The 14,640-nt window shown below is 66.1% G+C and carries 12 protein-coding genes; 2 read left to right on the forward strand and 10 right to left on the reverse strand.

Annotation, left to right across the window (positions count from 1 at the left end):
* Positions 1–4 precede the first annotated feature (4 nt).
* Entirely contained in the window at positions 5–1,375 is a 1,371-nt protein-coding gene (gene radA, locus ACP693_RS08855; RefSeq protein ID WP_426017478.1) for a DNA repair protein RadA, read from the reverse strand.
* A 197-nt stretch (positions 1,376–1,572) separates the two neighbouring features.
* On the opposite strand from radA, the gene ACP693_RS08860 reads away from it, so the two are divergent.
* Positions 1,573–2,202, forward strand: coding sequence for a Yip1 family protein (locus tag ACP693_RS08860; RefSeq protein WP_426017476.1), 630 nt, complete (start codon positions 1,573–1,575; stop codon positions 2,200–2,202).
* 140 nt (positions 2,203–2,342) lie between these two features.
* Entirely contained in the window at positions 2,343–3,632 is a 1,290-nt protein-coding gene (locus ACP693_RS08865; RefSeq protein ID WP_426017475.1) for a metal-dependent hydrolase family protein, read from the forward strand.
* A gap of 20 nt (positions 3,633–3,652) precedes the next feature.
* On the opposite strand, the gene alr is transcribed toward ACP693_RS08865, so the two are convergent.
* The 9 genes from alr to rpsF all read right to left on the reverse strand — a co-directional run bounded on the left by alr (position 3,653) and on the right by rpsF (position 14,521).
* Positions 3,653–4,708 carry an alanine racemase gene (gene alr / locus ACP693_RS08870; protein ID WP_426017474.1) on the reverse strand — a complete coding sequence of 352 codons (1,056 nt, stop codon included), beginning with the start codon at positions 4,706–4,708 and terminating at the stop codon, positions 3,653–3,655.
* Positions 4,709–4,792: 84 nt separating this feature from the next.
* Positions 4,793–5,284, reverse strand: coding sequence for a hypothetical protein (locus tag ACP693_RS08875; protein WP_426017472.1), 492 nt, complete (start codon positions 5,282–5,284; stop codon positions 4,793–4,795).
* Positions 5,285–5,548: 264 nt separating this feature from the next.
* On the reverse strand, positions 5,549–7,039 hold the full coding sequence (locus ACP693_RS08880; RefSeq protein ID WP_346497712.1) for a replicative DNA helicase: 1,491 nt from the start codon (positions 7,037–7,039) through the stop codon (positions 5,549–5,551).
* Between the two features lie 144 nt (positions 7,040–7,183).
* Entirely contained in the window at positions 7,184–7,549 is a 366-nt protein-coding gene (locus ACP693_RS08885) for a hypothetical protein (protein ID WP_426017469.1), read from the reverse strand.
* A 161-nt stretch (positions 7,550–7,710) separates the two neighbouring features.
* Positions 7,711–10,134, reverse strand: coding sequence for a TonB-dependent receptor plug domain-containing protein (locus ACP693_RS08890; protein ID WP_426017467.1), 2,424 nt, complete (start codon positions 10,132–10,134; stop codon positions 7,711–7,713).
* Between the two features lie 341 nt (positions 10,135–10,475).
* Positions 10,476–12,935 carry a TonB-dependent receptor plug domain-containing protein gene (locus tag ACP693_RS08895; protein ID WP_426017465.1) on the reverse strand — a complete coding sequence of 820 codons (2,460 nt, stop codon included), beginning with the start codon at positions 12,933–12,935 and terminating at the stop codon, positions 10,476–10,478.
* 322 nt (positions 12,936–13,257) lie between these two features.
* The gene (rplI, locus tag ACP693_RS08900) at positions 13,258–13,842 is read right to left on the reverse strand and encodes a 50S ribosomal protein L9 (RefSeq protein WP_135193070.1); all 585 of its coding nucleotides are present in this window, start codon (positions 13,840–13,842) and stop codon (positions 13,258–13,260) included.
* Between the two features lies 1 nt (position 13,843).
* The gene (rpsR, locus tag ACP693_RS08905; protein WP_008259463.1) at positions 13,844–14,122 is read right to left on the reverse strand and encodes a 30S ribosomal protein S18; all 279 of its coding nucleotides are present in this window, start codon (positions 14,120–14,122) and stop codon (positions 13,844–13,846) included.
* Between the two features lie 12 nt (positions 14,123–14,134).
* Positions 14,135–14,521, reverse strand: a complete 387-nt coding sequence (gene rpsF / locus ACP693_RS08910; RefSeq protein WP_135193337.1) for a 30S ribosomal protein S6 — start codon at positions 14,519–14,521, stop codon at positions 14,135–14,137.
* Between the last annotated feature and the right edge of the window lie 119 nt (positions 14,522–14,640).

Raw genomic sequence — 14,640 nt, forward strand, 5'->3', positions numbered from 1 at the left:
GGGTCTAATAGCGGTTCTGCGAGATTCGTTCGACCACATCCGTCAGACGCGTCACCGATGTCACCTTCACGCCCTTGGTCTTGGCCGTCAGGGTGGGGCTCAGCACCTGATCGAAGCCCAGCTTCTGCGCCTCGCGCAGGCGAGCCTCGGCGCGGCCGACGCTGCGGACCTCGCCCGACAAGCCGATCTCGCCGAAGACGACGCAGCCTTGGGGCAGGGAGACACCGGTCGCCGAGCTGATCAGGGCCGCCGCCGCCGCGAGATCCGCAGCGGGTTCGTTGATGCGCAGGCCGCCCGCAACGTTCAGATAGACGTCCTGATCGCCGAAGCCGAAACCACAGCGGGCCTCCAGCACGGCCAGCACCATGGCGAGGCGCCCGGTCTCCCAGCCGATCACGGCCCGGCGCGGCGTGCCATAGGCGGATTTGGACACCAGCGCCTGCATCTCGACCAGTACCGGCCGCGACCCTTCGATTCCGGCGAAGACGGCGGCTCCGGGCGCCCGTTCCTTGCCCTCGCCCAGGAACAGGGCGGACGGATTGGCGACCTCGCGCAGACCGCTGTCGCCCATTTCGAAGACGCCGATCTCGTCGGTGGCGCCGAAGCGGTTCTTGCCGGCGCGCAGGATGCGGAACGGATAGCCGCGCTCGCCCTCGAAAGTCATGACCGCGTCGACCAGGTGTTCGACCACGCGGGGACCGGCGACCTGGCCGTCCTTGGTGACGTGACCCACGAGAATGACCGCCACGCCCTGCGACTTAGCCAGTCGCACCATTTCGCCGGCGCAGGCCCGGACCTGGGTGATCGAGCCGGGGCCGCTCTCGTGCACGTCGGACCACAGGGTCTGGATCGAATCGACGATGACGATGTCGAAATGCTCGCGCTTCAGCGTGCCCAGGATTTCACGCAGCGCCGTCGCCGCCGCCAGATTGACCGGCGCGTCGGCCAGTCCCATTCGCTTGGCCCGCGCCCGGATCTGCTCCACCGCCTCTTCGCCCGAGATATAGGCGACGCGCGATCCCTTCAGCGCCGCCTTGGCCGCGACCTCCAGCAACAGGGTGGATTTACCGACGCCGGGGTCGCCGCTGAGCAGGATAGCCGAGCCGGGCACCACGCCCCCGCCGCAGACGCGGTCGAACTCGGCCACGCCCGTGGTGATGCGCGGCGGTTCGGGGGTGTCGGACTGCAGGGTCTCGAACTGAATGCCACGCGAGCGAGCGGCCCCCGCAACAGACTGTTTGATCGCGCCGGGCGGGGCCGAACGGCTTTCCTCTCTCAGCGTGTTCCACTGGCCGCAGGAACTGCACTGGCCCGACCATTTGCCGTGGACCGTGCCGCAGGACTGACAGACATAAAGAGCGGAATCGCGAGCCATGGGCTTCCTTAGCAGATCGGACGGGGCAGATTGGACGGTCTGGGCCGCCTGTTCGACTGCGCATGGGCGGTATCCACGACAGTTTCGGTCGCAGGTGCAACCTTTGCCATAACAAGGTATTGAGAATCTGTCGCACGCCCTTGCTACTTGAGGCGACGCAACGTCAACATCCGACCTTATCCATCGCCGAGGCGCCCATGACCGATCCGACGTCCCAATCCCAACCCGCCGTCGATCCGGCGCTTGTCGCCAGGGTCAAGGGCATCCTGCTTCAGCCCAAGATCGAATGGCTGCGTATCGACGGCGAGTTCGCCACCAACAAGAGCCTGTTCACCCGCTATGCGATGATCCTGGCCGCCATCGGTCCGGTCGCGACCCTGATCGGCAGTTTGGTGTTCGGCCATGCCTCGATCGTCAGCGCCCTGGTGCTGGCCCTCGTGTCGTATGGCCTGTCGCTGGCCAGCGTCTTTATTCTGGGTCTGATCATCAACGCCCTGGCGTCCAGCTTCGGCGGCTCGCCCAATCCCGTCCAGGCGATGAAGCTGGCGGTTTATGCCTCGACCGCGTCGTGGATCGCGGGTGTGTTCAACCTGATCCCGCTGTTGGGCTGGGTGTCGATCATCGGCGGCATCTACAGCCTGGTCCTGCTGTTCCTGGGCCTGCCGATCCTGATGAAGGTCCCGGAAGACAAGAAGGTCGTCTATTTCATCGTCGTTCTGATCGCTGGTCTCGTCTTGGGCTTTATCATGGCCGCCATCGTCGGCGCCATCGCCCTGACCTTCGTCGCCTCGACGGCTGGTCTGGCCGCCATGGGCGCAGGCTACTGAAATAGACCCGGCACGCGGTGGGGGTCGAGGTCAGCACTCCTAGCTGAGGGCCCCCGCCCCGACCGGCCGCTGATCGCTTTCCTCGTTCCCCTGCGCCGATTCCGTGGCAGGATCGGCGGATCACGGGGATGGGGATTTTCATGACACTCTGCAAACGCGCCATCGCCGGCGCAGCGACGCTGGCGATGACATTGATGGCGAGCGCCGCCTGGGCCGAGACGCTGGTCGTCACCGCCGACCGCATGGTCGACGTCGAGCGCGGCGTCTATGTCACCGCGCCTGTGGTGGTGATCACCGATGGCCGGATCGTCTCCGTCGGCGACCGTGTCCCTGCCGACGTGCCGACGGATGCGAAGCGTCTGGATCTGCCGGGCCTGACACTGTTGCCCGGCCTGATCGACATGCACGTCCATCTGGGCGGCACCCCCTATGTCGCCGGTTTCGAGGCCCTGCGGTTCGCCGACGACTTCGAGCCGATCCTGCAGGTCCCGCATGCGCGCGCAACGCTGATGGCCGGTTTCACCACGGTGCGAAATCTCGGCGGCCCGCCCTTCGCCGACGTCGCCCTGCGCCAGGCCATCGACGGGGGCTTCGTCGAGGGGCCGCGGGTCGTTCCGGCGGGCGTTTCCTTCGGGGCGACAGGCGGTCATTGCGACCACACCGGCATGCCGCATGCGATGGAAATGCGGAATGAATACAACGCCGACAGCCCCGACGCCGCGCGCCACAGCGTGCGTGAAGTGCGCAAATACGGCGCCCAGGTGATCAAGGTGTGCGCCACCGGCGGCGTCTTCTCCCACAACACCGAACCCGGCCAGCAGCAGATGACCGAGGCCGAACTGCGCGCCGTCGCGGACGAGGCGCATATGTGGGGCCTGAAGGTCGCCGCCCACGCCCATGGGACCGAGGGCATCAAGGCGGCCATCCGCGCCGGCATCGACACCATCGAACACGCCTCGCTGATCGACGACGAGGGCATCCGCCTGGCGCGCGAGCACGGAACGTGGCTGTCGATGGACATCTACAACACCGACTTCACCCAGGCGACGGGCACCGAGTTCGGCGTCACGGAGGACAATTTGCGCAAGGACCGCGAGATCGCCCAGGCCCAGCGCGACAACTTCCGCCGCGCCCACGACGCCGGGGCGCGCATGGTGTTCGGATCCGACGCCGCCATCTATCCGCACGGCCGCAACGCCGAACAGTTCGCCGTCATGGTCCGCTATGGCATGAGCCCGGCAGAAGCCATCCGCGCCGCCACCTGGAATGCGTCGCAGGCCCTGGGACGCGAGGCCGACGTGGGCGCGGTGTCGGTGGGCCGTTATGGCGACCTGATCGCGGTGGCGGGCGATCCGCTGGCCGACGTGACCACGCTCCAGAGCGTGCCCGTGGTCGTCAAGGGCGGCGAGGTGGTCAAGGACGCGCGCTGAGGCGCGGTCCTGCGCGCCGTCTAATCCACGTAGCGACGCGGCACGCGGGTGGTGATCGAGGTCAGCAGCTCATAGCTGATGGTCCCCGCCGCCGCCGCCGCGTCGTCCAGCAAGCGGTTCGGGCCGAACAGCTCGACCGGATCGCCGACCGCGACGTCCAGGCCGGTGATGTCCACCGCACAGACGTCCATCGAGATACGGCCCAGCAGCGCTCGGGTCTCGTTCGCGATCCACACTTCGCCTCTGGGCGAATAGGATCGCAGCAGTCCGTCCGCATAGCCCGCCGCCACCGTGGCGACCCGCATCGGGCGCTCGGCGATGAAGCCGCGCGAATAGCCGACGCTCTCACCCGCCGGCACGTCGCGCACCTGAAGCACCTCTGCCGTCAGGGTCGCCACCGGCGCGATCCGGGGATCGGGCCGTCCCTCCGGTCCGCCGCCGTAAAGGCAGATGCCCGGCCGCACGGTGTCGAAGGCGAAATCGGGGCCCAGGAAACAACCGCTGGAGTTGGCGAAAGACCGGATCACGCCCGGATAGCGATCCACCACGCCTGCAAAGGCGTCGCGCTGGCGCCGGTTCATAGGATTGGCAGGTTCATCGGCGCAGGCCAGGTGGGTCAGGACCAGGCCCAGGCCGTCGAAGGCCTCGGGCGCATCTTCGGGCCGGACGCCCAGCCGGTTCATTCCGGTGTCGATCTGCAGACCGCACGTCCCGCCGCCCGCCGCCGCCCAGGCCTGCATCTGCGCCGGATGGTTCAGCACTGGCCGCAGGTCCGCCGCCTTCAGCCTCTCGGCGTCGTCGCCGTGGCATCCGTCGAGAACATAGATGACCGGTCCACCAGAGCCCTGCGGCCCCAGCGCGGCCCGCAGCCGAACGCCTTCGGCCGCTCGCGCCACGAAAAAGGTCCGCGCCCCCTCAGCCATCAGCCGCGTCGCCACCGCCTGCGCCCCCAGCCCATAGCCGTCCGCCTTGACCACCGGATGCACCGGCTGGCCGCTGACGGCGCCCAGCGTGTGGTAGTTCCGCGCCAGGGCGCTGAGATCGACGGACAGGACGGCGGGGGTCGATGCGGTCATGGCGTCCTTATGCGCCATCACCGCGCCGATGGAAGAGGCGACGCAGAATGGGGTGTTGGTACGCTGGTCGAGACGGGCTGGGTGTCAGTTTGCGCGCGTCTTCGACTGACCAAGTTGGTTCGCCGCCAAGTTCCGGCTCATGAGCTTCGATGATGCGACCGAGATACTCACAAAGGCCATCGCCCATGCGACGCTGCCAATCGCGCCCACGACGGCCATGACGCATGCAGCTGTAAAGCTTGCGGTGGTGTCTATGCTGGGGATGAGGCGATTGAAGGCCCCGAGCAGCAGGGCCACGAAGATCAGGCCGCCGCGATGACCCTTTGTCGCGCGCAAGGCGGCCAGTGGGCTCACCCAGTTCTGCGATATGGCCTGGGTGATTGGCCAAGCGGGTAAAAGAGCTACGAGCGCCATTCCACCGAGCAATAGCAGACCTCCCGAAAGGAAAGCTGTCGGAATGGAGTCCGTGATCCCCACGATTATCAAAAAGACGGCCAAGCCGATTGGCACGGCCATGGCGGTAAGCGTCGAAAGAAACTTCGCCAGACCCAGAAGGGAAGGGCGAACGTCCAGCATCGTCGATGCCGTCGCGAAAGGACGCCGAACCACCCAAGGGCGATTACGACGGCAAAGGCATAGCCGGGCCCCCACACGTCCTGTTTCCAGAACAACAGGCCGAAAGCTGCGGCCACTGCGCTGACCGATGCGAGGCATAGTATGCCCCTAAGCGGAAAGATGCCGAACTCGGCCAAGACTTGCTGGGAAAATTTTGGAGAAGCGGACGTCGTGATCATGGCGATCATCGTTCAAGCCAAAAGCTAAGCTTGTCTAGTCACAGAGCTACTCGTAGCTGACCTCTTCATACCCGTGCGCCAGGTTGCCGAAGCGGACGGTGTCGGCGTCGAAGGCCAGTTTGACGATGCCGATGGGGCCGTGGCGTTGCTTGCCGATGACGACTTCGGCCTGGCCTTGCAGGCGGTCCATGTCCTGCTGCCATTGCAGGTGTTCCTCGGTGCCCTCGCGCGGTTCGGCGCGACCCAGGTAGTAGCTCTCGCGATAGACAAACATCACGCAGTCGGCGTCCTGCTCGATCGAGCCGGATTCGCGCAGGTCGGACAGTTGGGGGCGTTTGTCGTCGCGCTGTTCCACCTGACGCGACAGCTGCGACAGGGCGATGATCGGCACCGACAGTTCCTTGGCCAGGGCCTTCAGCCCGCCGGTGATCTCGGACACTTCCTGCACGCGGTTCTTCTGGCCGCCGGCGTTGCCGGTCGTGACCAGTTGCAGGTAGTCGACGATGATCAGGTCCAGCCCGTGTTCCATCCGCTTCAGACGGCGCGCGCGCGCGGCCAGCTTGGACATGGACAGGCCGCCGGTGGCGTCGATGTAGAGCGGGGCCTCACCGATCTCGACCGCCGCGTCGCGCAGCTTGCCGAAGTCGGTGGCGTCGATCTCGCCCTTGCGCAGCTTGTCCGACGAGACGCCAGACGCGTCGGCCAGGATACGCATGGCCAGCTGTTCGGCGCTCATTTCCAGCGAATAGAAGGCGACCACGCCGCCGTTGACGGTCTTGCGGCCCTCCGGCGTCGGCTCCCACTGATAGGCGCGGGCCACGTTGAAGGCCATGTTGGTCGCCAGCGCCGTCTTGCCCATCGACGGACGGCCCGCGAGGATGAGAAGGTCGGAGGGGTGCAGGCCGCCCAGCTTGCGGTCCAGATCGTTCAGGCCGGTGGCCAGGCCGGCCAGCTTGCCTTCGCGCTGATAGGCTTCGGCCGCCATCTGAACGGCGCCGGACAAGGCGTTGGAGAAGCTGACGAAACCGGACGACGGCTTGCCCGTCTCGGCCAGCGAATACAGGGTCTGTTCGGCCTGTTCGATCTGTTCGTCGGCAGGCGTCTCGGGATTGGGCGCCTCTTTGATCATCTCGCCGCCGATGCGGATCAGATCGCGGCGAAGGGCCAGGTCATAGACGACGCGGGCATAGTCGGGCGCATTGGCGGCCGGGGGCGCGCGGTCGACCAGGTCGGCGAGGTAGCGCAGGCCGCCGAACTCCTGGAAGGCCGGGTCCTGCTTGAACCGCTCCATCAGAATGGTGGGCTCGGCCAGCATGCCCTGGCGGATGTGATCCTCGACGGCGTCGAACAGCCGCTGGTGGAAGGGTTCGTAGAAATGCACCCCGCGCAGCCGGTCGTTCAGCCGCTCGAACACGGCGTTGTCGAACATCAGCGAGCCCAGCAGCGCCTGCTCGGCTTCCAGATTGTGCGGCATCGAACTGACGCCGCCGTTTTCCATGGGCGAGGACGAGAAGGGCATGGGGGCAAAGGCGTTCATCGATTAACGCTTTAGCCCTCTCACGCGCCTGCGTCAGACGGGGACGCCCCATGCGCCGTGGACAGATCGTCCAGACTGGGGACGAACCGGAATTGCTCAATCGGATTTCGTCCGTCCTGCGAAGGATCGTCGATCAGTCCAGCCTTATGGACAAGGGTACTCCGCCGCCATCCATTCGCGCATCGCCTGGGTCACGCTGATGTTGCGACGCGCGGCAGGTATGGCGTTGAAGCGGGCCAGGATCTGGTTCGGCGACAAGCTGACCTTGTCCGGCATGCAGGTCGCAGGCGGACGTCCCGCCGTCGTGGCCGCGGTCTGTTCGGTCCGAACCGTGCGGACGGCGCCGCGGAACTCGGCCATCAGCCGGCGCGTGTCGGAGCGCAGCAGGGCCGTCGGGTTCTGGGGGATGGCGTTGGCGGTGGTCAGGAACTCCTGCACCGTCATGGCGCTGGCTGCGCCGGCGATCAGCGAAAGCGCCAAGACGCCGGCTGCGATCAATCTGGTCTTCATGTCGGTCCCCTCCAAAGCCCCCTCTGGCAAGGCCAAGGTTGAACGCCGATATGTGTCGCAACTGCGGCGCGGTGGAGGGACCAAGCTGAAGCTTTCGTAATCCGATCAAAGAAAAGGGCGCTCCGCAGAGCGCCCTTGCCTCATAGATCGTCAGCTCGACCTCACCATTTCAGGCTGACGCGCGCATAGCCGTAGCGCCCGTTGAAGCCGAACGGCGAATAGTAGGGGAAGCCCAGCACGCCGTTGGAATTCAGCGTTCCCGGCACGAAGTCCGGGTATTCGTCGAACACATTGTCCACCCCGATCGCGACGCCGACGCGTTCCGTCAGCTGGAAACGGCTTTCCAGATCGACGACGGTCTTGGCGCCCGTACTGTAGTCGTTGGCCGCAACCGATCCGGCCTGAAGCACATCGCCATAGTAGGTGGCGCGCACGGTGGCGCCCCATTTGTCCCGGCTCCAGTCCGCCGCCGCCGAGACCTTGGTGTCGGGCGTGCCGTCTTCGATGGTCAGGATGCGCTGGCGGGCGAACAGGGTCGGGACCGGGTTCAGCACCGACGACGAGGTCGGCAGGCTGTTGACCGACACATCGTTGAAGTTGGCCGCCACGGTGAAGTCGAAGTCGCCGAGCGTGTCGGTCGGCAGACGATAGCGCCCGACGATGTCCACCCCCTCGGTCGAGGTCGAGACGCCGTTCAGGAAGAAGCGCGCCGCCTGGATGCCTTGCGGATCCAGCAGGCTGGCGACCTGGGGAGAGAAGGAGCGGTTGATCAGCTCCGACAGCACGATCTGGTCTTCGATGTCTATCTTGTAGGCGTCCACCGTCAGGTCGAACCGGCCCAGGCGGATGACGGCGCCCAGCGAATAGTTGGTCGAGGTCTCGGCCTTCAGCGGACGGGCGCCCAGGGCCGCAGCGACGGCGCTGGTGGCGGGGAAGGTGCCGGTCTCGACCACTGCGCCGTTCTGGATCACCGAGGCGGTCGAGGTGAAGAAGCTCTGTTGCAGCGAGGGCGCGCGGAAGCCGGTCGAGACCGATCCCCGCAGGGCGAAGCTGGGCGTGAAGTCATAGCGGGCCGACAACTTGCCTGTCTGGGTGTCGCCGAAGTCGGAATAGTCCTCGAACCGCACGGCGCCTTCGACACGCAGCTTGTCGGTCAGGGGGATTTCCACGTCGGCGTAGGCGGCGAAGTTGTCGCGATCCACATCGACGGCGTTCGAGGGCTGGAAGCCGACGAAGCCCTGGGCGCCGCCGGTCAGGGCCGCATTGGCGCCCAGAGGGCCGCGGTTGTAGCTTTCGGGCTGACCGGCCTCGATCTGATAGCTTTCCCAGCGCTGCTCCAGGCCCCAGGCGAAGTTCAGCGGGCCGCCCGACAGGCCGACCTCGAACTCGCGGCTGAAGTCGGCGCCCAGCACCAGTTGATCATAGATCAGGCTGCCGGAATCGAAGCTGGTCGGCGAAGCCGCGCCATAGGTCGCGTTCAGCGAATCCTCGGTGCGGAAATCCAGCGCGTTGCGGCCGTAGGTCAGGCTGACGTCGGTGTTCCAGCCGGCCAGTTCGCCGCGCAGGCCGCCGGCCAGCGACGCATCTCTGGAGTTGATGGCGACCTTGGGCAGGAAGCCGTTGGGATAGATGGCGGCGACGTTGTTGGCGTTGTCGGACAGGCGAGGGAAGGCGGCGCCTTCGCTGTCGCGATCCTGATAGCCGGCCCAGCCGTAGGCCTCCCAGCCGTTGCCCAGGCCCTTGCCGGCGTTGGCGAAGACCGTCCATTGCTCGACGTCCGGGTCGCCGAAGCGGGCGGTGATGCCGCCGTTCGCGGCTGCACGGGGATCATAGTCCGAGCGGTTGGTCGATTCGCGGTTCAGATACTCCGCCGACAGGGTCAGGAAGCCGTCGTCGCCTAGCGAGAAGCCCTGCCAGGCCGAGGCCGTCACCGTGCCGCCGTCCTGTTCGTCGCGTTCGCCGCGCGCGGTCTTCACCGTGGTGAAATACTGGCCGTAGGTCACGCTGGCGCCGCCGCCGCTGGAGGCTTCCCTCAGGCGCAGGTTCACGACGCCGGCGATGGCGTCCGAACCGTACTGGGCCGAGGCCCCGTCGCGCAGCACCTCGACCCGGTCCAGGGCGCCGGTGGGGATGGTGTTCAGGTCGACGGCGGCCGAGCCGCGCCCCACGACGCCGTTGACGTTGACCAGGGCCGAGGCGTGGCGACGCGTGCCGTTGACCAGCACCAGCGTCTGATCCGGCGACAGGCCGCGCAGGGTGATCGGGCGGATCGAGTCCGTGCCATCGTTGGCGGACGGCCGCTGGAAGGTCAGCGACGGCACGGCCTGGGCCAGGGCGGTGGCGAACTCGGTCGTGCCGCGCGTCTGCAGCGCCTGCGCCGTCACAACGTCCACAGGGGCCAGGGTGTCCAGGCGCGAGCGGTTCTGGACCCGCGTGCCGGTGACGACGATGTCGTCCACCTGGGCGGCGTCATCGGCGCTGGGCTCAGTTGTCTGGGCGAAGGCGGGGGCGGTGGTCAGCAGGGCGAGCGTCGAGACGGTCGCGAACAGGGCCGGGACGGCGGCCCGTTGCAGGGTGTTGCGCATTGAGAGATTTCCTAAGGCTTGTTTTTGGCGCGAGCGCGCATCGCCGCCGCTGGTTACGGCGGGCTTTGAGGTCGGTTTGGAGATCAGAGGTCGTGCGGCCTCAGCCGCAACATCGCCCACGGGCGAGGGGCGTCGCTGCAAAATAGGGGATAGTCGTCATCGCCGTCTCCAACCGCACGGTCGGGGAGATTCCGGCGGTCATGGCCATATCAGGGCGAAGGTGCGGCGGGTCAATCGACGCAGAAGTCCATGTTTTCTGCGGTAAGCCAGTAGAAAGTCTATCGCAACGCAAAACGGGGCGCTCCGGAAAGCGCCCCGTTCTTTGGATTATGTCGGTCGGCCTAGAAGCTGTAGCTCAGACGACCGTAGAAGAACCGCCCGTTGAAGCCGTAGGGCGAGTAGCTGGGATAGCCCACCGATCCCGTCGCGCCATTAATATTGATCGGCGTGGCGGTCGGATATTCGTCGGTCAGGTTGTTGACGCCCACCGCCAGTGCGACGCCGAAGGGCAGGGTGTAGCGCCCCTCCAGATCCAGCAGCAGGGCGTCGCCCGTCTCGTAATCCAGCGTGGCGTTGTTGTTGGCGACCAGCACGGTGTCGTAGCTGGTGCCGCGCAGGGTCGCGCCGAAGTCGCCCAAGGACCAGTCGACGCTGGCGACGATCTTCTGCTCCGGCGTGCCCTGTTCGAACGACAGCTTCGATGACCGGTCGAACAGGAACGCGTCGGATGGAGCGATGATCAGGTTGCTGGGAACGGCCGGCGTCTTGGTCACTTCCGTCGAGTTGAAGTTGCCCGCCAGGGTGAAATCGAACCGGCCGATGTCCTGCTGGGTGCGATAACGCGCGACGACATCCACGCCGCTGGTCGAAGTATCGACACCATTCAGGAAGAACCGAGCACCGGTCACGCCGAACGGAGCCAGCAAGGCCTGGATCGCCGCAGTGGACTGTGCAGTCTGGCTGGGACGCGAAACGCCAAGGGTTTCGGAGTAGATGATCCGATCCGCGACATCGATGCGGTATGTATCGACGGTCAGCTCAAAACCTCCATGACGGAAGACGGCGCCAAGGGAGTAGTTGGTTGAGGTCTCAGGCTCCAGCGGCTTGGCCCCCAGGGCGATGGCGATGGGGTCGTCGACCCGGTATGAACCGTTCTGCTGCAGCACGACGCCGGCGCTCGTCGCGACCAGGTTGGTGGCGACATAGCTGAAGAACTGCTGCTGCAGAGCGGGCGACTTGAAGCCGGTCGAGATGGCGCCGCGCAGGGCGAAGGCGTCGGTGAAGTCGTACCGTGCGGAGATCTTGCCCGTGAACTGATCGCCGAAGTCGGAATAGTCTTCGTAACGGCCGGCGAGGCCGACGGTGAACTGTTCGGAGAACTTGCCCTCCAGATCGATGTAAGCGCTGATGTTGTTGCGATCGACATCGACGGCGTTGGACGGCGCGAAACCGGGGAAGCCTTGCGAGCCGGCGCCGCCTGCTGTGACCGGGCCCTTGTTGTAGGAGGTCGGTTCGCCCTCGGAGACGCTGAAGTCCTCGCGGCGATACTCGACGCCAAACGCGACGTTCAACGGCTCATAGAGATTGACCTCGACCTGTCTCACCGCGTCGATGCCGATGGTCAGTTGGCCATAGCTGAGCGAGCCGGCGTCAAACTCGGTCTGCGACGCCGCGCCGTAGGAGGCGTTCAGTGAGTTGAGGACGCTGTAATCCAGTTCGTTGCGGCCATAACCGACCGACAGATCCCAGTCGAAGCCCCAGGCCGGTCCCTTGGCGCCGCCGTAGATGTTGTAGTCGGTGATGTCGGCGGCGATGATCGGCAGGAAGCCGTTCGGATAGATGGCCGCGACATTGTTGGAGTTGTTGAAGGCGCGAGCGGTCGCTGCGGCCTCGGACTTGCGTTTCTGATAGCCGCCGAAGGCATAGGCCTCCCATTCGCCGCTCAGCGGCTTGCCGGCGTTGAAATAGCCCGTGTAGGCCTCGGTATAGGGGTCGCCGAAACGGCCGATGACGGTGGTCGCGCTGCCGCCGTTTACGGCGCTGGTCGCGGCATAGTCGGAGCGGTTGGTGGGCTTGCGCTTCTGCACCTCGCCCGACAGGGTCAGGAAGCCATCGCCAAACAGCGGCAGACCGACCCAGCCGGCGAGCGAGGTCTGTTCGCCGTCACGGCGGCTGTGGTCGCCGCGCGCGGTGGTGAAGTCGGTGTCGTAGATGCCGTAGTTGGCGGTGATGCCGCCGCCGCTCGACGCCTCGCGCAGACGCAGGTTGATGACGCCGGCGATGGCGTCGGCGCCGTACTGGGCCGAGGCGCCGTCGCGCAGGACTTCCACCGAGCCCAGGCTGATCGATGGGATGGTGTTCAGGTCGAAGGCGGTCGAGCCGCGTCCCAGTGCGCCGTTGACGTTGACCAGGGCGCCGACGTGGCCGCGCTGACCGTTGATCAGCACCAGGGTCTGATCGGGCGCCAGGCCGCGAAGGGTCGCCGGGCGGACGTGATCGGATCCGTCAGAAATGGCCGGGCGCGGGAAGTTGATCGAGGGGGCGGTGGCGGCGAGGGCGGCCGCCAGTTCCGTGCCCGTGCCCTGTTTCGCCAGGGTCTCGCCGGTGATCACGTCCACGGGCGCGACGCTGTCCAGGCGGCTGCGGCCCACGGTGCGCGTGCCGGTGACGATGATCTCGCCCACTTCGGTCGTGTCGTCAGTCGGCGGCGGCGTGACTTGAGCGAAGGCGGATGACGCCATGAAAAGCGCGCTGGTGGAAGCGAAGGCCAGCAGGGCCCGACGGCCGTGTCCGATTTGCATTGATGATCCCCGACGAAAGCACGACGGCCATGTGCGCGGACGTTCGACAGGCCGCCATGCCGTCGCCCCTCGGCCGGCTCGTCGTCAGGCGCAATAATCTTTCGCCGTTCGGGCCGAAATCGGTCGTGATTGGAGGCTGTGACCGCAAAGCGGCGACGTCAAGCAAGCTCTTTGTCTAAGTCGCATTCCAGGCGAACAACGATCGCTGCTTGTTGTAAACTTGTCATAGACAGGGCGGCGGGCGGCGGGCGGCAAAAAGGGCGCGTCCCTTGCGGAACGCGCCCCTGATGTCTTGGCGATCCAGCCCGAAGGCCGGGGTCAATCAGGCTTCGTCGCCGAAGCCTTCTTGTTGACCGGCGCCGCCTTCGATCAGTTCCTGGGCCGATTGCTCGGCGGCCTGGCGCTCATCGTCGAACTGGCTGCGGATCACGTCCTCGCCCTTGGCTTGACGCTCGGCTTCATCCATCGAACGGGCGATGTTGATCTTGACCGTGGCGCGGACCTCGGCGTGCAGGCGAACCGGCACTTCGTGGACGCCCAGGTTCTTGATCGCCGTGTTCAGGACGACTTGCGAACGCTCGACCTTGCCGCCTTCGGCCTGGATGGCCTCGGCGACGTCGCGGCCTGCGACCGAACCGTACAGGTGACCGGTTTCACCGGCCTGACGGATCATGATGTACGTCTGGCCGTCGATCTTGTCGGCGACCTTCTGTGCATCAGCCTTGTTCTTGTCGTTGCGTTGCTCGATGGCGACGCGGTCGAGTTCGAAGGCCTTCAGGTTCGCGGCGGTGGCCCGGCGGGCCTTGTCGCGCGGCAGAAGGAAGTTACGGGCGAAGCCGTCCTTGACGGACACGACGTCGCCGATGGCGCCGAGATTCTCGACGCGTTCAAGCAGAACGACCTTCATCTCACTTCACCACGTAAGGCAGGAGGGCCAGATAGCGAGCGCGCTTGATGGCCTTGGCCAGTTCGCGTTGCTTCTTCTGGGAGACGGCGGTGATGCGCGAGGGCACGATCTTGCCGCGTTCGGAGACGTAACGCTGGAGCAGCTTCACGTCCTTGTAGTCGATCTTCGGCGCATTGGCGCCCGAGAACGGGCAGACCTTGCGGCGACGATAGAAGGGGCGGCGGCCGGCGGCGCCGGAGCCCGCCGGTGCGCCCGGGGTGGGGGCAGTGGTATCGGTCATGTTCCGGGTTCCTTATTCGGCGTCGGCGGCGGCGTCTTCGCGCGGGGTGCGCTCGCGCTCACGCTCGCGTTCACGCTCGCGGCGGGCCAGCAGCGGCGACAGTTCCAGGTCGAGCTCCTCGACGCGGACGGTCAGCCAACGCAGCACGTCTTCGTTGATCGACAGCTGACGCTCGACCTCGGCCATGGCGGCCGGGGGGCAATCGACGGCCAGCAGCGAATAGTGAGCCTTGCGGTTCTTCTTCACGCGGTAGGTCAGGTTGCGCAGACCCCAGTACTCGATCTTGGCGACGGAACCGCCGCCTTGTTCGATCAAGCCCTTGATGGTGTCGTTCAGCGCTTCGGCCTGTTGCGCCGAGATATCCTGGCGCGACATGACCGTGTGCTCGTAAAGAGCCATGCGGTATTCTCCCTTGTGGGCGTCGGCGTGGAAACGACCGGGTAAGTCGATCCCCACGATGGCTCCTGGCGCGGCGGCCGGACCGAACGTCCAACCCTTTGGTGTTCCGCGACAGGACC

Source organism: Brevundimonas sp. TWP1-3, assembly GCF_049896085.1.
Lineage (GTDB): Bacteria > Pseudomonadota > Alphaproteobacteria > Caulobacterales > Caulobacteraceae > Brevundimonas.

Excerpts from the sequence above, each read along its gene's own strand:
- ACP693_RS08860 (WP_426017476.1), top strand. The coding sequence starts at position 1,573 with ATGACCGATCCGACGTCCCAATCCCAACCCGCCGTCGATCCGGCGCTT.
- radA (WP_426017478.1), bottom strand. The coding sequence starts at position 1,375 with ATGGCTCGCGATTCCGCTCTTTATGTCTGTCAGTCCTGCGGCACGGTC.
- ACP693_RS08875 (WP_426017472.1), bottom strand. The coding sequence starts at position 5,284 with ATGCTGGACGTTCGCCCTTCCCTTCTGGGTCTGGCGAAGTTTCTTTCG.
- ACP693_RS08890 (WP_426017467.1), bottom strand. The coding sequence starts at position 10,134 with ATGCGCAACACCCTGCAACGGGCCGCCGTCCCGGCCCTGTTCGCGACC.
- ACP693_RS08880 (WP_346497712.1), bottom strand. The coding sequence starts at position 7,039 with ATGAACGCCTTTGCCCCCATGCCCTTCTCGTCCTCGCCCATGGAAAAC.
- ACP693_RS08865 (WP_426017475.1), top strand. The coding sequence starts at position 2,343 with ATGACACTCTGCAAACGCGCCATCGCCGGCGCAGCGACGCTGGCGATG.
- ACP693_RS08895 (WP_426017465.1), bottom strand. The coding sequence starts at position 12,935 with ATGCAAATCGGACACGGCCGTCGGGCCCTGCTGGCCTTCGCTTCCACC.
- rplI (WP_135193070.1), bottom strand. The coding sequence starts at position 13,842 with ATGAAGGTCGTTCTGCTTGAACGCGTCGAGAATCTCGGCGCCATCGGC.
- rpsF (WP_135193337.1), bottom strand. The coding sequence starts at position 14,521 with ATGGCTCTTTACGAGCACACGGTCATGTCGCGCCAGGATATCTCGGCG.
- alr (WP_426017474.1), bottom strand. The coding sequence starts at position 4,708 with ATGACCGCATCGACCCCCGCCGTCCTGTCCGTCGATCTCAGCGCCCTG.
- ACP693_RS08885 (WP_426017469.1), bottom strand. The coding sequence starts at position 7,549 with ATGAAGACCAGATTGATCGCAGCCGGCGTCTTGGCGCTTTCGCTGATC.
- rpsR (WP_008259463.1), bottom strand. The coding sequence starts at position 14,122 with ATGACCGATACCACTGCCCCCACCCCGGGCGCACCGGCGGGCTCCGGC.